Annotated in this window: 18 protein-coding genes, 2 tRNA genes and 2 rRNA genes; 11 read left to right on the top strand and 11 right to left on the bottom strand. The window is 64.3% G+C overall.

Annotated features, from left to right (window positions below):
• Window positions 1-4: 4 nt before the first annotated feature.
• Genes KBZ22_RS10070 through KBZ22_RS10080 form a run of 3 tightly spaced genes read right to left on the bottom strand, consistent with a single transcriptional unit; the run spans window position 5 to window position 2,860 of the window.
• Complete coding sequence (locus tag KBZ22_RS10070; protein ID WP_255019705.1) at window positions 5-943, bottom strand: CbiQ family ECF transporter T component; 939 nt, start codon at window positions 941-943, stop codon at window positions 5-7.
• Between the two features lie 13 nt (window positions 944-956).
• Complete coding sequence (gene der / locus KBZ22_RS10075) at window positions 957-2,321, bottom strand: ribosome biogenesis GTPase Der (protein WP_106502008.1); 1,365 nt, start codon at window positions 2,319-2,321, stop codon at window positions 957-959.
• 59 nt (window positions 2,322-2,380) lie between these two features.
• Window positions 2,381-2,860 (bottom strand): DUF1823 family protein, encoded by a 480-nt coding sequence (locus tag KBZ22_RS10080; protein WP_255021865.1) that lies wholly within the window; start codon window positions 2,858-2,860, stop codon window positions 2,381-2,383.
• A 28-nt stretch (window positions 2,861-2,888) separates the two neighbouring features.
• On the opposite strand from KBZ22_RS10080, the gene dusB reads away from it, so the two are divergent.
• Window positions 2,889-3,914 carry a tRNA dihydrouridine synthase DusB gene (gene dusB, locus KBZ22_RS10085; RefSeq protein WP_255021866.1) on the top strand — a complete coding sequence of 342 codons (1,026 nt, stop codon included), beginning with the start codon at window positions 2,889-2,891 and terminating at the stop codon, window positions 3,912-3,914.
• Here dusB and cobI read toward each other — a convergent pair.
• The gene (gene cobI / locus KBZ22_RS10090) at window positions 3,887-4,666 is read right to left on the bottom strand and encodes a precorrin-2 C(20)-methyltransferase (RefSeq protein WP_255021867.1); all 780 of its coding nucleotides are present in this window, start codon (window positions 4,664-4,666) and stop codon (window positions 3,887-3,889) included. The two genes, dusB and cobI, sit on opposite strands and share 28 nt — an antisense overlap.
• A gap of 55 nt (window positions 4,667-4,721) precedes the next feature.
• Between cobI and KBZ22_RS10095 the strand changes: the two genes are divergently transcribed.
• Both KBZ22_RS10095 and KBZ22_RS10100 read left to right on the top strand, forming a co-directional pair.
• Window positions 4,722-5,282, top strand: coding sequence for an acireductone dioxygenase (locus KBZ22_RS10095; RefSeq protein WP_255021868.1), 561 nt, complete (start codon window positions 4,722-4,724; stop codon window positions 5,280-5,282).
• A gap of 165 nt (window positions 5,283-5,447) precedes the next feature.
• Window positions 5,448-5,603: a hypothetical protein gene (locus KBZ22_RS10100; RefSeq protein ID WP_255021869.1), complete on the top strand. Its 156-nt coding sequence runs from the start codon at window positions 5,448-5,450 to the stop codon at window positions 5,601-5,603.
• Window positions 5,604-5,740: 137 nt separating this feature from the next.
• Here the strand turns inward: KBZ22_RS10100 and KBZ22_RS10105 are convergent, their stop codons facing one another.
• The 3 genes from KBZ22_RS10105 to aroQ are packed head-to-tail and all read right to left on the bottom strand — an operon-like array spanning window position 5,741 to window position 7,754.
• Entirely contained in the window at window positions 5,741-6,658 is a 918-nt protein-coding gene (locus KBZ22_RS10105) for a cation diffusion facilitator family transporter (protein ID WP_255021870.1), read from the bottom strand.
• A gap of 41 nt (window positions 6,659-6,699) precedes the next feature.
• On the bottom strand, window positions 6,700-7,314 hold the full coding sequence (locus KBZ22_RS10110; RefSeq protein ID WP_106502003.1) for a tRNA-(ms[2]io[6]A)-hydroxylase: 615 nt from the start codon (window positions 7,312-7,314) through the stop codon (window positions 6,700-6,702).
• Entirely contained in the window at window positions 7,314-7,754 is a 441-nt protein-coding gene (gene aroQ, locus KBZ22_RS10115; protein ID WP_255021871.1) for a type II 3-dehydroquinate dehydratase, read from the bottom strand. The genes KBZ22_RS10110 and aroQ overlap by 1 nt, the downstream gene beginning before the upstream one ends.
• A gap of 37 nt (window positions 7,755-7,791) precedes the next feature.
• Between aroQ and KBZ22_RS10120 the strand changes: the two genes are divergently transcribed.
• From KBZ22_RS10120 to KBZ22_RS10135, 4 genes are all read left to right on the top strand, one after another.
• Window positions 7,792-7,873: transfer RNA gene (locus KBZ22_RS10120), tRNA-Tyr, on the top strand.
• A gap of 10 nt (window positions 7,874-7,883) precedes the next feature.
• Window positions 7,884-7,955 (top strand) — tRNA-Thr (locus KBZ22_RS10125).
• Window positions 7,956-8,204: 249 nt separating this feature from the next.
• The gene (locus tag KBZ22_RS10130; RefSeq protein WP_254942586.1) at window positions 8,205-9,554 is read left to right on the top strand and encodes an aldehyde dehydrogenase family protein; all 1,350 of its coding nucleotides are present in this window, start codon (window positions 8,205-8,207) and stop codon (window positions 9,552-9,554) included.
• Between the two features lie 113 nt (window positions 9,555-9,667).
• Window positions 9,668-11,176, top strand: a complete 1,509-nt coding sequence (locus tag KBZ22_RS10135; protein ID WP_255021872.1) for a LysM peptidoglycan-binding domain-containing protein — start codon at window positions 9,668-9,670, stop codon at window positions 11,174-11,176.
• A 40-nt stretch (window positions 11,177-11,216) separates the two neighbouring features.
• On the opposite strand, the gene KBZ22_RS10140 is transcribed toward KBZ22_RS10135, so the two are convergent.
• Window positions 11,217-12,722, bottom strand: coding sequence for an ATP-dependent DNA helicase RecQ (locus tag KBZ22_RS10140; RefSeq protein ID WP_255021873.1), 1,506 nt, complete (start codon window positions 12,720-12,722; stop codon window positions 11,217-11,219).
• A gap of 77 nt (window positions 12,723-12,799) precedes the next feature.
• Complete coding sequence (locus KBZ22_RS10145; RefSeq protein WP_254942585.1) at window positions 12,800-13,840, bottom strand: hypothetical protein; 1,041 nt, start codon at window positions 13,838-13,840, stop codon at window positions 12,800-12,802.
• 149 nt (window positions 13,841-13,989) lie between these two features.
• Here KBZ22_RS10145 and KBZ22_RS10150 point away from each other — a divergent pair, with 149 nt between their 5' ends.
• The 4 genes from KBZ22_RS10150 (at window position 13,990) to KBZ22_RS10170 (ending at window position 17,005) form a co-directional block, all read left to right on the top strand.
• Window positions 13,990-14,199 carry a photosystem I reaction center subunit IV gene (locus tag KBZ22_RS10150; protein WP_106502000.1) on the top strand — a complete coding sequence of 70 codons (210 nt, stop codon included), beginning with the start codon at window positions 13,990-13,992 and terminating at the stop codon, window positions 14,197-14,199.
• A gap of 108 nt (window positions 14,200-14,307) precedes the next feature.
• Window positions 14,308-15,153 carry a DNA-formamidopyrimidine glycosylase gene (locus KBZ22_RS10155; RefSeq protein WP_255021874.1) on the top strand — a complete coding sequence of 282 codons (846 nt, stop codon included), beginning with the start codon at window positions 14,308-14,310 and terminating at the stop codon, window positions 15,151-15,153.
• A gap of 17 nt (window positions 15,154-15,170) precedes the next feature.
• The gene (mtnC, locus tag KBZ22_RS14355; protein WP_315858610.1) at window positions 15,171-16,574 is read left to right on the top strand and encodes an acireductone synthase; all 1,404 of its coding nucleotides are present in this window, start codon (window positions 15,171-15,173) and stop codon (window positions 16,572-16,574) included.
• The gene (locus KBZ22_RS10170) at window positions 16,571-17,005 is read left to right on the top strand and encodes a DUF4440 domain-containing protein (protein ID WP_255021875.1); all 435 of its coding nucleotides are present in this window, start codon (window positions 16,571-16,573) and stop codon (window positions 17,003-17,005) included. The genes mtnC and KBZ22_RS10170 overlap by 4 nt, the downstream gene beginning before the upstream one ends.
• A gap of 131 nt (window positions 17,006-17,136) precedes the next feature.
• On the opposite strand, the gene rrf is transcribed toward KBZ22_RS10170, so the two are convergent.
• Both rrf and KBZ22_RS10180 read right to left on the bottom strand, forming a co-directional pair.
• Window positions 17,137-17,253 (bottom strand): 5S ribosomal RNA (gene rrf, locus KBZ22_RS10175).
• Between the two features lie 112 nt (window positions 17,254-17,365).
• Window positions 17,366-17,768, bottom strand: a 23S ribosomal RNA gene (locus KBZ22_RS10180); the annotation flags it as partial.

Raw genomic sequence — 17,768 nt, forward strand, 5'->3', positions numbered from 1 at the left:
GCCATTAAAGGTCACCGACTTTCCAACGCAGCAGGAGCATCAGCAGCAACAATCCCGCCGCCGTGGCGTTGAGCAGGCCCAGGCCCAGGCCCCGCCCCGCAACCGCTGGTCGCAGCAGCTGGTCGGGCGGCAGCCAGACCCCGCCGCGGGCCAGCAGCGCCTCAGCACCCTGCTCGGCGCGCAGCAACACGTTGGCCAGCAGCCGCTCTCCCAGGGCCAGCACCAAGGCCAAGCCCCCCTTCCAGCCCAGCCGCTTGAAATTCACCGCCCGGGTTGCAATAGATCGCAACAGGTTTTGCAGCTCCTCCTGCACTAGGGGCAGGAAGCGCAGGGAAAGCAGCAGGGTGAAGCCAAGCCGCTCCACCGGCAGGCCCAGCCGGGCCAAGGGCGCCAGCAGCCAGCTGATCGCCCACACCAACTGTTCGGGGGAGGTGCTGAGCAGCAACAGGTTGGCGCTGTGCACCAGGGTGAATAGCAGCGTGGCGCCGTTGAGGCCCAGCTCAGCTGAACGGCGGGTCACCACCAGGGGGCCAGCGCGCAGCAGCACCCAGGGGGTGCCCGAGCGCTCTGGCGGCGGGCTGCCGGGGGGGCCGGGCTGGAGCCGCAACTCCGCCGGCGGCCGCTGCAGGGCTGCGGATGCCGCCGTGCCCGCCGGCAGCAGGGCCGCCAGGGCACCCACCAATAGGGCAAGGGCCAGTAGCAGCGGCACGCTGCGGCGCCATAGCCGCCAGCTGAGCCCGCTAGCGGCGGTGATCAGCAGCAATAAGCCCACCAGGCTGAGACGCCAGAGCGGTCCTGCCAGGATCGGCGTTACTAGAAAAATCAGGCTCCAGGCCAGCTTCAGGCGCGGATCAAGCCGGCGCAACCAGCTGCCGCCCGTGGCCGCCTCCGCCGGATCTGGGGCGGCAAATTGGCCGATGGGGATCTGGCGTAAGAAATCCACCTAAGCGCAGGCCCTAGCGCCCACGAGTCTGGCTGCGGGCCAGCTCCTTCTCAGCATCTCGCTGCTGCTTACCGCGCCAGAACAGCTTGATCGGCGTGCCCTCAAAGCCCAGGCCCTCGCGGATCTGACGCTCCACATAGCGGCGATAGGTTTCACCGAAAAGCCTCGGCTCATTGACAAACAACGTGAAGCTGGGGGGCCGCACCGCCACCTGGGTGCCGTAGTAGAGGCGGCCCTGGCGGCCACCACGGCTGGTGGGCGGCGTGCGCCAGCTGAGCGCCTCGGTGAGCACCTCGTTCACCACCGAAGTGGTGACGCGGCGGCGGTGCTGCTCCACCGCCAGCAGGGCCAGGGGGAAGATCGCCTGCACCCGCTGGCCGCTGAGGGCAGAGGTGAACAGCATCGGCGCCCAGTCGAGGAAATAGAGCTTGGCGCGGAGCTCCTTCTCCATCGCCGGCATGGTGTGGCTGTCTTTTTCAATGGCATCCCACTTATTCACCACCACCACGCAGGCGCGGCCGTCCTCTTCGATGCGGCCAGCCAGGCGCTGGTCTTGCTCGGTGACGCCATCGAGGGCGTCAATCACCAATACGCACACATCGGAGCGCTCGATCGCCTTGAAGCTGCGACTGATGCCGAAGTATTCGGGGCCGTAGCTCACCGAACGGCGGCGGCGGATGCCGGCCGTATCGAGCAGCTTCCAGGTTTTGCCCTCCCGCTCAATCGTGGTGTCGATCGTGTCGCGGGTGGTGCCACGAATCGGGCTGACGATCGCCCGGTTTTCACCGCACACCGCATTGAGCAGGCTGGATTTACCCACGTTGGGCCGGCCGATGATCGCCAGCTGAATCGGCTCTTCGCCCTCGTCTTCTTCGGTGGGGGGCAGATAGCTCACCACCTTGTCGAGCAGGTCGCCGGTGCCGGCACCGTGAATCGCCGAAATCGGGAAGGGCTCGCCCAGGCCCAGGCCCCAAAACTCGGCCGCCATGGCCAGGCCCGCATCCGGCGACTCGCATTTATTCACCGCGAGCATGGTGGGAACCCCCTGGCCCCGCAGCCACTCGGCAATCGACTGGTCGGCGGCGGTGCAACCCTGCTGACCATCAACAACAACCAGGGCTACGGCCGCCTCGGCCAGGGCCAGGTTTGCCTGCTCGCGAATCTCCGGCAGAAACTCGCTGTCGTCGTCAAACACCAGGCCGCCGGTGTCGACCACTCGGAAGGTGCGATCAGCCCAGTAACCCTCTTGGTAGGTGCGATCCCGCGTCACGCCGGGCGTGTCGTGCACGATCGCTTCGCGGCTGCGGCAGAGCCGGTTCACCAGGGTGGATTTGCCCACGTTGGGGCGTCCGATAATTGCAACGACCGGTAAGGCCAAGGGAGGTATTCCTACATCTGTCCTTTATTGACCCTACAGAGAGCCCCTAACCCCAGCAATTAGCTGATGGGCAAGTCACCCGGATGCCCCAGCACCGGATCAGCCGGCGCCACCAACAGCAGCGGCAGTGGCCCGCTCTCCGGCAGGGCTTCATCTCGCTCGGCCAGATAGGCCAGCAACCAGTTCACGGCGGTGGCGCGGCGGGTGCGGCGCGGGTAGAGCTCGCCGATCGTGTAGCCCGCAAAACCCAGCTGCTGCTTGAGCAGCTGCTTGTGCGCCTTGGCGATCGAGCGGGTGAGGGCCACCGCGGCGGGCCGCTCGGCGATGAACTGGGGTTCGATCGGGAAGGACTCCCGCCAGGCAGCGCTGGTGGCCGGGCCGGCGCTCCAGGTGCCGGATCCATTCATCTCGTATCCCAGGCGCGGCCAGATCAGCTCACACACGAAGCGATCGCTGGTGCGGTCGGCCAGCACCGCCTCCAGCAACTCTTGGCTCAAGGGGTAGGGCACGGCAGCGGGGGCGGCCTGAGCGGAAGCCATCGGCCTGAAGCATCACAATCGGATCACCATGATCACTGGTTCACCGATCAACGCTCTGCCCCTGCAGCTCTCTGGCAACGGCACTCCCCGTGCCCTGCGCTGCCGGGTGCTGCAGTCGCCCCTGGCGGGGGTGAGCGATCGCATTTTCCGCGCTCTGGTGCGGCGCTGGGCGCCCGATGCCCTGCTGTTCACCGAGATGGTGAACGCCACCAGCCTGGAGCTGGGCTTCGGGCTGCAGAAGGTGGAGGAGCTGGGCGGCGAGGCCGGCCCGATCGGTGTGCAGCTGTTTGATTACCGGCCCGCCGCCATGGCCGAGGCGGCCAAGCGCGCCGAGGCCGCCGGCGCCTTTCTGATCGACATCAATATGGGCTGCCCGGTGAAGAAGATCGCCAAGAAAGGCGGCGGTAGCGGCCTGATCCGCGATCCCGAGCTGGCGGCCCGCCTGGTGGCAAGCGTGGCCGCGGCCGTGGCGCTCCCGGTGACGGTGAAAACGCGGCTGGGCTGGTGCGATGGCAGCGATGCGGTGAGCTGGTGCCAGCGGCTCGAAAATGCCGGCGCCCAGCTGCTCACCCTGCACGGCCGCAGCCGCGAACAGGGCTTCAAGGGTCAGGCCGACTGGGCCGCCATCGCTGCGGTGAAGGCGGCGCTGACGATCCCGGTGATCGCCAACGGTGATGTGGATAGTCCGGCCGCTGCCAGGCGCTGCCTGGAGCAGACGGGCGCCGATGGGGTGATGGTGGGCCGGGGCAGCATGGGCTCCCCCTGGCTGGTGGGCCAGATCGATGCGGAGCTCAGCGGCCGGCCCATCCCAGCCACCCCCGGCGCCCTCGAGCGCCTCGCCCTAGCGGCGGAGCAGCTGCAGGCCCTGGTGGCGGCCAAGGGCGACCATGGCCTGCTGATCGCCCGCAAGCACATGGGCTGGACCTGCCAGGGCTTCGTCGGCGCCCCCCAGCTACGCCACGCCCTGATGCGGGCGCCCACCCCCGGCGCAGCCCTGGAGCTGCTGCAACGAGCGGAGGCCGCTGTTCAAGGCAGCACCTCTGGCCAGCTCTGACGAATAAGCAGTAGCGAAAAGTAGGGCTGTTCATCGGCGGGCACCTCGGCCGCCGGCGCCAGTAGCTGGTCGGGCCAGCCCACCCGCTGGGCAAACAAGGCCCCTGCCAACAGGTTGCGCTGCTCCAGCAGGGGCCGCACCCAGGCCCAGCGGTGGCCGAGCTTGAGCAGGGCCAGCACCGTGGCCGATGCCGCCGCCTCAGCCAGCAGCGCCTCGAGCTGGGCGGGATCGTCGGGCGTGGGGCGAATCAGCAGGGCGTCCTGCTGCAGGGCCAGCGGCCAGGGCAACCCCTGGGAGGAGGCAGCGGCGGCGGCGGCGGCCACCGCCGTGATGCCGGGGATCACCGCCACCGGACAGCTGGGATGGCGCTCCGCTAGGGCCAATAGGGCGTAGGAGGCGCTGGCATAGAGGGAGGCGTCCCCCTCGCACAGCAACACCACGGCCTGGCCAGCAGCCACTTCTGCGGCCAGGGCAGCGGCGGCGGCATGCCAGGCCTGGCGGCGCGGCTCCGCCTCGCTCACCATCGGAAACAGCAGCGGTAGGCGCCGTTGCTCGGGGCCCATCCAGGGGGCGGCGATCTGGGCCGCCATTCCCTCCGCCTCGAGCCGGGCCACCGGGTAGGCGACCACCGCCGCGGCCCCAATTGCCCGCACCGCCGCCACGGTAAGCAGCTGGGGATCACCGGGGCCAACGCCTACCACGGTGAGCCCTGCCACCGGCGCCAGGGCTCCCGGAAATTCTGCCGAAAACACAACGGGCCTGCTGCTGCAGCCTTTCTAAGCTGGGAAAAGACCGTGATCTGGCCCGATGACTCTTCTGCAGGTATTTGGCACCGGCCCAGCCGCATCAGCCTCACCAAATCTCAGCAGTAGTGATCCGGCCGCAATCGCCGCCACCCTGGCGCCATTAGGCATTGGCTTTGAGCGCTGGCAAGTCCGGGGCTGCTTGGCCCCGGATGCCGATCCGACCGCGATCCTGGCCGTCTACGCCACCGAAATCGCTCGAGTGCAGGCCGGCGGTTCTTACCCCACGGTGGATGCGATTCGCCTCACTCCGAACCATCCCGACCGCCAGGCCCTGCGCCAGAAGTTTCTGGCCGAGCACACCCACAGCGAAGACGAGGTGCGCTTTTTCGTAGAGGGCCGCGGCCTTTTCTGCCTGCACATCGGCGATACGGTGCTGCAGCTGCTCTGTGAAGCGGGCGACTGGATTTCCGTGCCGGCAGGCACGAAGCACTGGTTTGACATGGGTCCCGAACCCCATTTCTGCGCCCTGCGCTTCTTCGACAACCCCGCAGGCTGGGTGGCCGAATTTACCGGCGACCAAATCGCCGACCACTACCCCCGCCTCGACGAATTAGGCGCTTAGGACTTGCATTGAAGCTGAGAAGAAAAAGATAGGTTTTTCTCTCGAAATGACATTTCCGGCCAGCCATCTCGCCCCACTGAGCCCGAGAGGAACAAGGAAGCTGCCAGCCTGATCCGTCAAGTTGGCGATGACCTCAATTTCAGGCTGCGCCAGCTGCACGAGCAATTGCTGGAGCAGGTTCCTGATGTAGATCGCATCGCCTGCGCTCTCTACGAACCAAGCGATGACATGCTCAAAACCTTTGTGCATAGCACTCGCCAGGGCGTAGCCATAAAGGGATATGAGTTTCGCCTTTCCGAAAGCGCCTCCCTTAGCGGCTAACCGTAGCGTTCGGATTTTGGATGAAATCGCCGATGTCGTACATCCTGGGCGATTGCGTTCAGGCCTTGAAGTGCCATCTCCCGGAGGTCAACACCATCCGCGACCGGTTCAAAGACAGCTGAGCTAATGCTCCGGTCTTAATCAAGTTGCAGAGGCTCTAACTGGAGGGGCTCTAACTGAAGGGTGGAATGGTCGATGCCCAGCTGGGCCAACTCAGCTTTTGCTCTATGCAATAGGGCCATGTCGTCCACCTGCTGGGGATCGCGCAGGAGGTGCGCCGTCAGGGCCGTTTGGGAGGTGCTCATGCCCCAAATATGAATGTGATGCACCGCCGCCACCCCTGGCAGCTCGGCCAAGGTGCGTTCCACGGCATCTCGATCGATGCCTGGCGGGATCCCGTCGAGGCTCACCAGCACCGACTGACGCAGCAGGGTCCAGCCGGACCAGGCCACGGCCAAGCCCACGCCAATACCGGTGAAGGGATCAAGCCAGTGGATGCCGGTGAACTGAATCAACAGGGCGCTGACCAGCACCGCAGCACTCACCGCCGCATCGGTGAGCAGGTGCACCACCGCAGCTCGGCGGTTGAGATCGTGGCTGTGGTTGTGGCCAAACAAACGGGCCGAGCCCAGGTTCACCGCAATGCCCAACAGGGCCGCCACCGCCACCGGGCCAGGGGTTAGCTCCACCGGCTTGGCCAGTCTTTGCACGCCCTCAACGATCACAACGGCGGATGCCATCAAGATCAAGGCCGCGTTGATCATCGAAGCCAGCTGGGTGCTGCGGCCAAATCCGTAGGTGAATTGCTTGTTGGCGGGCAGGGCGCTGAGGCGCTCAGCCCCCCAGCCCAGCAGCAACCCCGCCACATCGCCGAGGTTGTGCAGGGCATCGCCGATCAGGGCCAAAGAGCCAAAGCCGATGCCAATGGCCAGCTGCAAAGCGGAGAGGCCGCTGTTGAGCAGCACACTCCAGCGAAAGGCCGCCGGATTGCCATCTCTGTGTTCGTGCTGGATGTGGCGTGGCAGCCGCTGGCGGCCCACCGCTGGATGGCTCATAAACCGTTTGTAGATCGGGTGGGCGGTGCTGTCTGCCGAAGTCAGCTCACCAAATCAATCCCCACCGAGTGCATGCGCACCTGGTCTGCGGCGGCGAGATCGCCTGTGAGGGCTGCGACTTCCGCCGCCGCCAGCTCCTGCAGCCGCTCCACCGTGGCCCCACGGCCGAAGCGCTCTTCGCAGAGCAGCCAGTAGAGGCCGAAATGGCGCGCTTCGCTGGCCAGCAGCTCTCCATACAGCTCTCGCAGCTCGGCATCGGGGCTATGGGCCGCCAGCAGGGCCATGCGCTCATGGCTGCGGGCCTCAATCAAGCCAGCCACCAAAAAGGAATCGAGCATGCGCTGGGGTTCGCCCTTGCGCACCTGGGCCGTGAGGGCCGAGCCGTAGGCCGGGGCCGGCAGGGAGCGCAGGGATGCGCCGCGCCGTTGCAGCAATTGCAGCACCTGCTCGAAATGCTCCAACTCCTCCCGTGCCAGGGGGCTAAGGGCGGCCGCCAAGCCGACCTCGCTGGGATAACGAAACATCAGCTGCAGGGCTACGCCGGCAGCCTTGCGCTCGCAGTGGGCGTGGTCAATCAACAGCAGCTCTGGCTGGGCAATTGCCTGCTCCAGCCAGGCGGGGCTGGAGGGGGCCGCTAACCACTTCACCCGGGCCATCAAGGCTGGGCTCGCAGGTGGGCCACCAGGCCCTCCAGGGCCAGGGTGTAACTGAGTGGCCCAAAGCCACAGATCACGCCCAGGGCCTTATCGGCCAGGGTGGAATGGTGCCGAAACGGCTCGCGGGCGTGGGTGTTGCTCAAGTGCAATTCCACGAAGGGAATCGCCACCCCCAGCAGGGCATCACGCAGGGCAATTGAGCTGTGGGTGTAAGCGCCGGCATTGATCAAAATGCCATTTACGCTGCCCCGACCCTCGTGGATGCGATCCACCAGGGCGCCTTCATGGTTGCTTTGAAAGCAGCTGATAGACGCCCCCAGGGCCTGGGCTCGACTCTCCAGCTCAGCGTTGACTTGATCAAGGGTCTGACTGCCATAAACACCCGGCTCGCGGGTGCCCAGCAGGTTGAGATTGGGACCGTGGAGAGCGAGCAGCTGCATGGAGAAGGTCGGCTGGTAAGTTCTTCGGGTGTGGTTCGGGTCGGTGCCCGAGTGGTTAATGGGGGCGGACTGTAAATCCGCTGGCTCTGCCTACGTTGGTTCAAATCCAACCCGGCCCACCTTCCACATGCCCTTGTAGCTCAGTGGTAGAGCACTCCCTTGGTAAGGGAGAGGTCACGAGTTCAAATCTCGTCAAGGGCTTACAAAAAGAGGGGCTGGCACCGCTCCTCAAGCACAGTGGTACAAAGGCTGCGTTTGGGTGACCCTTCGCACCCTGATCATGGAAGACCAGGTCATGGTCCTGCAGCTGCTTTGCAAGATGCTGCAGGGGTTGGCCTGGCTCTGAGCAACCAAAGCCTCAAGCAATTTGCCAGCTTGGGCTGACACGCGGCCTGCCCCTTGACCTCCGCCCCAAGCGCCACCCCGCTCCTGGCCACGCCGATTGCAGCAATGCGGGCACCCGTAAGCACGGGCCTCACCCGCAGCCTGGCCTGGCGGCTGGAGCAGCTAGATCGCCTGGAAGGCCTGTTGCGCGATCAGGAGGCGGCAGTGCTCGAAGCCTTGGCGGCCGACCTAGGCAAACCGCCCCTAGAGGCCACCTTTGAGCTGATAGCGGTGCGTCAGGAGCTGACCCTCACCCGGCGTCAGCTGAAGCGCTGGATGGCACCGCGGCCGATTGGGCTGGATCTGGCCCTGCGGCCCGGCCAGGCCTGGGTGCAAACCGAACCTCTGGGCTGCGTGTTGATCATCGGCCCCTGGAACTACCCATTCCATCTCTGCCTGCACCCGCTGGTAAGCGCCCTGGCGGCGGGCAACACGGCAGTGATCAAGCCCTCAGAGCATGCGCCCCACATCTCCGCACTCCTGGCCCGCTGCCTACCCCTGGCCTTTCCTGCCGAGGTGGTGCAGGTGGTCACTGGCGATGGGGCCGTGGCAGCCGAGCTGCTGGAGCAGCAGTTTGACCACATCCTTTTCACCGGGGGCGGCCGGGTCGGCCGGCTGGTGATGGCCGCCGCCGCCCGCCATCTCACCCCCGTGACCCTGGAGCTGGGCGGCAAGAGTCCGGCGATCGTGCTTGCCGATGCCGACATCGCGACCAGCGCCAAGCGTCTGGCCTGGGGCAAGGGTCTCAATGCTGGTCAAACCTGCATCGCGCCCGACCACCTGCTGGTGCAACCAGCCGTGCGGGAAGCGCTAGTTGCAGCTATCGCTGCCGAATGGCAGCGCTTCTACGGCAGCGATCCCCTCGCCAGTGAGGACATGGGCTCCATCGTCAATGAAGCCCAGTTCCAGCGACTGGAGGCCCTGCTGGCGGGAGCCCGCAGCCGCGGCCAGGTGCTGGCTGGGGGGCGCAGCGATCCCAGCCGCCGGCGCATCGAACCCACCTTGGTAGCAATCGAATCCGGCGACGATCCGCTGATGCAGGAGGAGCTGTTTGGCCCAATTCTGCCCGTGCTGGCAGTAGCCAACCTGGAAGCGGCCCTGGCCGAGGTGAGGGCAAGGCCCAAGCCCCTTGCTCTCTACTTGTTTAGCCACGATCGAGCCGCCCAGCAGCGCACCCTGGACACCACCAGCTCGGGTGGCGTCTGCTTCAACGATGTAGTGATGCAGGCGGGTGCGGCGGCCCTGCCCTTAGGCGGCGTCGGCGAAAGCGGCATGGGCAGCTACCACGGCGAGGCTGGCTTTCTAACCTTTTCGCACCGGCGCACGGTTCTGAGGCGCCCTTTCTGGCTGGATCTGCCCTTCCGCTACCCCCCCTATGCGGGCAAGTTGGCCCTGGTGAAGCGGCTGCTGGGCTAACTGGGGCACGGCGATGGGGGGGCGATCAGCAGCTTTGATGCGCCGAAATCAATCCGGGGACTGGATGGGACGAGGCAACGCCCTTAACGTTCCCGTACCTATACGTGGTGCCGATGCGTCGCTCCCTTGCCGCCCTGGCCCTAGCGGTGGTGTTGCCCTTCCCGGGTCTGGCCCCTGCGGCAGCCCTGGCAAACGTGGTGGTAAAGCCAGGCGAAACCCTCTCGGAAATTGCCGACCGCCACGGCGTCAGCCTCACCCGACTGATGCAGGCCAATGGCATCACCAACCCCGACATGGTGGTAGCAGGCCAGAGCTTGCGGCTGCCAGGCAGTAGCGCCGCTGGCGCTGGGAGCTCCAGGGGCGCCAGTGTCACCGTCCAGCCCGGAGACACCCTCTCCGACATCGCCGATCGCCAGGGGATCAGCCTCAACCAGTTGATGCAGGCCAACGGCATCACCAACCCCGACATGGTGGTCGCAGGCCAAAAGCTGGTGCTACCTGGATCTCGCCGGGCAACTGCGGCCGCCGCTCCCCGCGAGCTACCCTCCGCCCCTTACACGGTGAAAAGCGGTGAAACCATCTCAGAAATCGCCGATCGCTTTGGCACGAGCACTGAGCGCCTGATTCAGTTAAACGGGATCAGCAATCCAAATCTGGTGGTGGCGGGAACACGCCTGGCCATCCCTGGGCGTCCTTCCTCATCGGCCGCCCCCCGCAGCACAGCGGCCCCGCGCAACGCCAAGGAACACGTGGTGCGCAGCGGTGAGAGTCTCTCCACCATCGCCGACAGCTATGGGCTGCCGGTTGAGCGGCTGGTTGCTATCAACAAAATCGACGACCCCGATCTGGTGGTGTCCGGCGCCCGCCTGAAACTGCAGGCCCCGCCTCCGGTGAAGGCCACTCCAAAGCCAGCCACTCCAAAGCCCGCCGCCGCCCAAGCCAAACCGCAGACCAAACCCCAGTCCAAACCCAATCCCAAGCCTGTGGCAACTGCAACTGCAGTGGCAACCCCAACGGCAACCGCGACTGCAACGCCAGTAACAACACCAGTGGCCGTGAAAACGCCAGCACCCAAACCCACTCCCCGGCCCACACCCACCGTTCAGCAGCCCATACAACAGGCCATACAACAGCCTGTTCAACAAGCTGTTCAACAGCCAGTGCAAAAGGCTGCCGAGAGGGCTGTACAACCCGCTGTACAACCCGCAGTACAACCAGTCGTACAAGCGGCGGTCCAGCCGAAAATCCAACCCACTCCGAAGCCCTCCCCAGTCGTTGCCACGCCCATCGCCAAAGCCTCAACCACTTCGACTACCGCAACCACCTCCCCCGCCAGCCGGCCGAGCACTGGCAGCAAGCCCAGCAGCAGCAAACCTCAGGGGCCCGACTGGCGCAGCTACGGCCCGCTGCAGGTGGACTGGGCCAACTGGCAGCCCATGGGGGGCAGTTTTGTAGCCCCAACCCTCAATAGCGATGGCAAGCCCGTTTATTTGGCGGTCAACTGCGGAGCCCGCAAGCTCAATGCCACCAGCCAATCAGGCCAATGGAAAAGCTGGGATGCACCCCAGAGCGACTTTGAGGAGCAGCTAATCAGCGATATCTGCAAAGCCCGGGCAAGCTAATCCAACCGGCTAGCCAAGTACCACCAATCAGGCTGCCCACTCAGGCAGCCCAGTGAAGTGGCCAGGGCTGGCGCACGTAGCGCCGGCCCGAGGCGCGCAGATAGAGCCGCTGGGCGCCGTCATCGCTTTCGCTGAGCAATTCCTCCTGGGCCAGCCGCCGCAGCAGCCACCCCCAGCTCGCTTCTTGCTGCTGTCGCTGCTCAACCGACACGGCGGATGCGAGCTCCTCAGCCAGGTTGCGTAGATCGCGGCCGGGACGAAGCTCCAGCACCTCCAGCGCCTGGTGCGCCTCAACAGACCAATCCCGACTTTCACGGGGACTACGGCAGTTATCGCAACGGCCGCAGGCGGCCGCCAGTTCCCCTACGGCCAGCAGCAGCGCCTGCTCCCGGCAACCCTCGCCCTCCGCCACCGCTTCCATCCGCCGCAATTGTTGCTGGGCCAGCTCCAGCCGTTGCTGGTCCTGCTGGCGCTGGGCCCCCACGCCCCGAATTGCCCAGCCCAAGCTGGTGCGATCAGCCGGGTCGTAGAGCACCAGACAGCGCGCCAGTTCCCCATCCCGGCCGGCCCGGCCCGATTCCTGCAGATAACCCTCCGGACTGGCCGGCAGGTCCAGGTGCAGCACTAGTCCCACATCCGATCGGTCCACTCCCATGCCGAAGGCCACGGTGGCCACCAGCACCGGCCGCGGCTGTAGCTGGAAATGCTCCAGGGCCAGCTGGCGACTTTCGGGATCCATGCCGGCGTGATAAGCGATCGCCTCCACCCCGACCCCTGTCAAGCGAGCCGCCCATTGCTCCACCGAGCGGCGGGTGCGCGCATAGATCAGCACCGCGCCCCGGGATGCCCCCAGCTCCGCCAGCACCAGGGGCAGGGGATCGGGCGGGCGCACCTGCATGCCATACACCAGGTTGGTGCGGCGGGCCGAACGCACCTGGATCAGCGGTCGCCGCAGCTGCAGCAGGCGAATGATGTCGGCCCGCACCTGGGGGGCTGCGGTGGCGCTGAGCGCCACTAGGGGCACCCCGGGGCACTGAGCCCGCAATTGGCCTAGGCGGCGGTAGTCGGGGCGGAAATCATGGCCCCAGGCGCTGATGCAGTGGGCCTCGTCAACCGCAAGCGCCACCAGCTGGCCGCTCTCCAGAACGTCGTCGAGCAGCTGGCGGGTGGCTTCCCCCTGCAGCCGCTCCGGGGCCAGATAAAGCAGCCGCAGCCTGTGATCGCGCAGCCGCTGCAGCAGCTGGCGCCGCTCCGGCAAGGCCAGGCCGCCATGCAGGCAGGCGGCAGGGATGCCTCGGCGTTGCAACTGGCTCACCTGGTCCTGCATCAGGGCAACCAGGGGTGAAATCACCAGCACCAGCCCACCACGCACCAAGGCGGGCAGCTGATAACAAAGCGACTTGCCACCGCCAGTGGGCAGCACCGCCAGGCAGTCCTGGCCGGCCAGCAGGGCCTCCACCACCGGCCGCTGACCGGGACGGAACTCGGACCAGCCGAAATGGCGCTCCAGGGCCAGCGCCAGGGGATCAGCGGGGCCAGAAGGCAATTGGGCCCTACCCGTAGTGCTCACTGACCATAGCGACCACCAGATGCGGTGCTAGGGGCCGGTCATGGCAGAGGTGGTCATGGCAGGGGTGGTGGCGGTAGCTGCTCCGGTGACTCCTCCACTAGTTGCAAGCGCACCCGCTTGCCCCCCGCCAACTCCCCCAGGGACACCCGCAGGGTGCTGCCGCTGAGCGACTGCAAGGCAGTGAGCAGTTCGCGCAGGTGGGGCGTGCTGCTGCCGCTCTCCACCCAGAGGCGCTCCTGCAGGCCCCCGAGCCGCCGCCAGCTGGTGTGCAGCTTCAGCACGGCACTCTCCAGGGCCTGGGCCTGGCCCACCGCATCGGCCAGCAAGCCCAGGGCATCGAGTCGTTGAGCCTCCTGCAGCGCCTTCTCGAAATCCAGCTCCCCCTGCTGAAACGCCCGCACCGCCAGAGCTGCCTCCGCCGCCTTGCTCAACCAACGGGCCGTGCAGGTCACCTCCTTGACTCGCTCCAGCTCCGGCTCCTCACGCAACACCTTGCGCAGGTCCTCCTGCTGGTCTTCTGGCAACTTGGCCAGCTCCTTCACCAGGGGAGCCACAGCCCGCGGCGGCAGGAGATTGTCAGCTGTGCGCTGGCGGATCTCCTCGGGCAAAAGGGGGCTGGTGGCGGCTGTGAACTCATCACTAAGACGGCGCACTTGCTTGCGGGTGATCTGCTGACCCTCATTTGCCGCCTCGCTGATCATCTGCTGCACCTCCGGGTCGGCCTGGGCAGTCTCCAGAAAGGCCCGCTTCGAAAAGTTGTTGACGCTGGTTTCCTCAAGCAGGCCGCCACCAACCAAACTCTCAGCCGACTCAGCAAGCTGGATCAAGGTGTAGGCCCGGGTCTTGCTGATCTCCCGCTCCCGCAGCCACTGCAGAAAGCCCGTGCCACGCCCTTCGCCGCCGCGCTTCTCCCGGTCCCGCACCGCCGCCAAAATCCGCCCGCGCCAGATTTCGGTCTGCAGGTCAAAGCGGTCGCACACAGCCCAGGCTTCTTCAAGCCTGGCCAGAAATTCCATCGTGCTGATGGTGTCGCTTTCGGGGTCAGGCAGCTCGAGGTTGAGCACCGGCGGCGCCGGGACCTCCATCGGGTCCATGGCCATGGGAAGGACGGGCTGCTGTGCTGTCGATGGTGCCATGGGCAGCCAACGTCTCACCAAGGGCGACGAATCGTGACGCCCTTGGTGAAGCCCACCTCCTGCGCGGGTATCTTCGCTCTGGCAGCCACCCGATCTAAAGCGCAGCGATGGCAATCTCCCGCGGCGACAAGGTGCGCATCAAGCGCCCCGAGTCTTACTGGTTCAACGAAGTCGGCACCGTCGCTTCGATCGACACTTCCGGCATCCGCTACCCCGTGGTGGTTCGCTTTGAGAAGGTGAACTACAACGGCTACAGCGGCTCTGAAGGCGGCATCAACACCAACAACTTCGCCGAGAGCGAACTCCAAAAGGCCTGAACCGCATCAGCCTCTTGGGATCAAAGTTGCAGGAGGATTCCCAGGTTTCTCTAAAGCCCGTGCAACTTTTGGTTGCGCGGGCATTTTGCTGGGCAAGCGCTTAAGCCAATGCCGGAATTACCCGAAGTTGAAACCGTGCGGCGGGGTCTCGAGCGGCAGACCCAAGGCTTTGAGATCAGCAGGGTTGAGGTGCACCGGGCTAGGGCCATAGCCAGCCCGGTAAACCCCACTGCATTCGCTTCAGCCTTGTGCGGGTGCCGAGTTGGCGCCTGGTCGCGACGGGGCAAATATCTGATGAGCCAGCTCAGTCGAGGGGGTGAAGATGCTGGCAGCTGGGGCGTGCATTTGCGCATGACCGGCCAATTCCTTTGGCTGGAAACTCCGAAACCGGCCTGCTCCCACACCCGGGTGCAACTATTTGATGCCAGCAATCAGGAGCTGCGGTTCGTAGACACCCGCAGCTTCGGCCAGATGTGGTGGGTACCGCCAGGCCAACCGTTGGACTCGGTAATAACGGGCCTGGGGCGGCTGGGCCCCGAGCCCTTCAGCCCAGCCTTCAACGCGGCCTACCTGGCCGAGCGGCTGCGGGGCTCAAGGCGGCCAATCAAAAATGCCCTGCTGGATCAGGCGCTGGTGGCGGGGGTAGGCAACATCTATGCCGATGAGTCCCTGTTTGCTGCAGGTATTCGGCCCGCCACCACCAGCGGCAGCCTTGGCGTCTCGCAGCTGGAGCGCCTGCGCCAGGCGCTGGTGGAGGTGCTTGAAACCAGCATCGGAGCCGGCGGCACAACCTTCAGTGACTTCCGCGATCTCAAGGGCAACAACGGCAATTACGGGGGCGTGGCCTGGGTCTACAGGCGTGGCGGCGAACCCTGCCGCCACTGCCAGACCCCTATTCAACGCGAGAAACTTGGCGGGCGCAGCAGCCACTGGTGCCCGAGCTGCCAGCATTGAACAAACCGCAAGCTTGCGTGGAAACCGCCGCATCACAAACTGCCGAGTTAGCGCAACAGCTCAGCGCAACGATGGCCGCAATTCATCGCCGCGGTTGGTGCGATGGCACGGGAGGCAACTTCAGCTGCGTACTGCGGTGGCAGCCGCTGGAGTTGCTGATGGCTCCTAGTGGGGTGGATAAGGGCAGCGTTGCCCCGGAGCAGCTGATCGTGGTCGATGCTGCTGGGGCGGTGCTGAAAGGCACCGGGCGGGCTAGCGCCGAAACCGCCCTGCACCTAGCCCTTGTGGAGACCTGTGGAGCCGGTGCGGTGCTGCACACCCATTCCCAAGCCGGCACCCTGCTGTCCCAGCACTACGCACCCACCAAAGCAGGGGCAGCCTTCCTAGTGCTGCAAGACTTGGAGATGCTTAAAGGACTTGAAGGTGTCGCCACCCATGCCACCAGGGTCTCAATTCCAGTGCTGGGTAACGATCAAGATCTGGAACGACTGCGCGGCAACGCGGAACCGCACCTTGCGGCAGCGCCCTATGGGCTACTGATAGCGGGCCATGGCCTCTATGCCTGGGGCAAAGATCTGACAACAGCTCGAAGACATCTCGAGATTCTGGAGTTTCTGCTGGAGCAACACTGGCGCCAACTATTGCTTCAGGGGCTAAGCGGCAGGCAGCACGGCAGGGCAGTTGTGCAACAGCATGGCGTTAGCCATGTGCTGCTTGACATTGAGGGCACTACCTGTCCGGTGAGCTTTGTATCAGACACCCTTTTCCCCTACGCAGCTGAGCATCTCGGCAGCTTTTTGAACCAGCAACACAAGGACCCGCAGGTTCAAGAGTTACTAGCAGAAGTAGAAAAAGCCTGGGCAGAAGATCCAGACCCCGAAGCTCAGTCAATGCGGCAGCAGGGCCTAGCAGAGGGGAAGGACGGTGTTTTGAAGTACCTGCATTGGCTGATCAAGATGGATCGCAAGCTCGCGCCACTGAAAGAGCTGCAGGGGATGATCTGGGAAATTGGCTATCAGAGCGGCAAACTTCAGGGTCCGCTTTTTGAAGATGTACCTGGCGCCCTGCGGCAGTGGCATGCAGCAGGACTGCAATTGGCGGTCTATTCGTCTGGATCAGTTGGAGCCCAACAGCTGATTTACAGATACAGCAGTGGTGGAGATCTCAGGGAGATATTTGGGAACTGGTTTGACACCCGCGTGGGCAGCAAGCGTGATCAAAGCAGCTACAGAAAGATTGCCGAGTCGCTTGATATTGCCAGCCACCAAATATTGTTCATAACCGACACCCTGGCCGAATGCGAGGCGGCGGCTGCGAGCGGCATGCAGGTGCTGCTAAGCATCCGCCCAGGCAATCCGGCACAAGCGGTGAGTCGATTTGAGAGGATCAGCTCATTCCAAGACCTGGAGCTAAACCCATGAACCAAGGCGATAAGGAAATTGATGCCAAAGCTGGGGCTCCGCAGACAAACGAGCAGCAGTTGATCTGCCTCAACCAAAACCTGCTTGAAAGCGTAGTAAGCGGTGATTGGCTCACCTATTCCAGCCACTGCAGCCTGGACCTCACCTGCTTCGAAGCGGAGACCTATGGGGTTCTCGCAGAGGGTCTTGCCTTCCATCAATTCTATTTCGACCTACCAGCAGCAGCGCCAAGCAGCCCTCCAGCCCCCATACAGGTGAGCATGGCTAGACCACATATTCGCTGGATCAGTCCCGACGCTGCCGTATTGAGCTACACCCGTCTCACCCAGAAGATGGTCGACGGAGCAGCGGTTACTTCTAGCTGCTGCGAGACGCGTATTTGGCAGAGAATCGATGGCACCTGGAAACACGTCCACGTGCATCGTTCCTGAAAGTCAATTTTAATCACCAAGCCCCACCAAGAAGCTTAACCAACAAAAAAGCCACCCCTTCGGGTGGCTTTTGAGTCAACTACGCCATCCTCTTTCAAGAAGATGGGGCAATTTATTAGGATGAATGTTTTACCTGGCATCGAGCTATTTTCTCAGGGGGCTGCCCCCCAAATATCGTTGCCGCTGCAGCGTTTCACAGCCGAGTTCGAGATGGATCGGAGTGGTTCCACTGCGCCATGGACACCAGGATAGTATTCATCCTCAGGTTGAACCCTGAGAACTACATAGGTAAGTCAACTACTAAACCCTAAGGCTTAATGATTGCAAACTGGAAACAAGCTTTTGTTTAGAGCCTGAGTTTTGGTCAAGCCCTCGGTCTATTAGTACTCCTCTGCTTCACGCATTACTGCGCTTCCACATAGAGCCTATCAACGGGTGTTCTTCCCGTGACCTTACTGGCTAACGCCATGGGAATACTCATCTTGAGGTGGGCTTCCCACTTAGATGCTTTCAGCGGTTATCCACTCCGCACATGGCTACCCAGCGTTTACCGTTGGCACGATAACTGGTACACCAGAGGTGCGTTCCTCCCGGTCCTCTCGTACTAGGGAGAAATCCTCTCAATATTCCTGCGCATGCACCGGATATGGACCGAACTGTCTCACGACGTTCTGAACCCAGCTCGCGTACCGCTTTAATGGGCGAACAGCCCAACCCTTGGGACCGACTTCAGCCCCAGGTTGCGATGAGCCGACATCGAGGT

This window comes from Cyanobium sp. L1E-Cus (assembly GCF_024345755.1).
In the GTDB taxonomy this organism is placed as follows: domain Bacteria; phylum Cyanobacteriota; class Cyanobacteriia; order PCC-6307; family Cyanobiaceae; genus Cyanobium_A; species Cyanobium_A usitatum.

Coding starts and splice junctions, on each gene's coding strand:
- KBZ22_RS10095 (WP_255021868.1), top strand. CDS start 4,722: ATGACTCTTCTGCAGGTATTTGGCACCGGCCCAGCCGCATCAGCCTCA.
- aroQ (WP_255021871.1), bottom strand. CDS start 7,754: ATGCAGCTGCTCGCTCTCCACGGTCCCAATCTCAACCTGCTGGGCACC.
- KBZ22_RS10150 (WP_106502000.1), top strand. CDS start 13,990: ATGGCAATCTCCCGCGGCGACAAGGTGCGCATCAAGCGCCCCGAGTCT.
- KBZ22_RS10155 (WP_255021874.1), top strand. CDS start 14,308: ATGCCGGAATTACCCGAAGTTGAAACCGTGCGGCGGGGTCTCGAGCGG.
- KBZ22_RS10170 (WP_255021875.1), top strand. CDS start 16,571: ATGAACCAAGGCGATAAGGAAATTGATGCCAAAGCTGGGGCTCCGCAG.
- KBZ22_RS10110 (WP_106502003.1), bottom strand. CDS start 7,314: ATGGCCCGGGTGAAGTGGTTAGCGGCCCCCTCCAGCCCCGCCTGGCTG.
- KBZ22_RS10145 (WP_254942585.1), bottom strand. CDS start 13,840: ATGGACCCGATGGAGGTCCCGGCGCCGCCGGTGCTCAACCTCGAGCTG.
- KBZ22_RS10135 (WP_255021872.1), top strand. CDS start 9,668: ATGCGTCGCTCCCTTGCCGCCCTGGCCCTAGCGGTGGTGTTGCCCTTC.
- KBZ22_RS10080 (WP_255021865.1), bottom strand. CDS start 2,860: ATGGCTTCCGCTCAGGCCGCCCCCGCTGCCGTGCCCTACCCCTTGAGC.
- KBZ22_RS10130 (WP_254942586.1), top strand. CDS start 8,205: ATGCGGGCACCCGTAAGCACGGGCCTCACCCGCAGCCTGGCCTGGCGG.
- KBZ22_RS10105 (WP_255021870.1), bottom strand. CDS start 6,658: ATGAGCCATCCAGCGGTGGGCCGCCAGCGGCTGCCACGCCACATCCAG.
- dusB (WP_255021866.1), top strand. CDS start 2,889: ATGATCACTGGTTCACCGATCAACGCTCTGCCCCTGCAGCTCTCTGGC.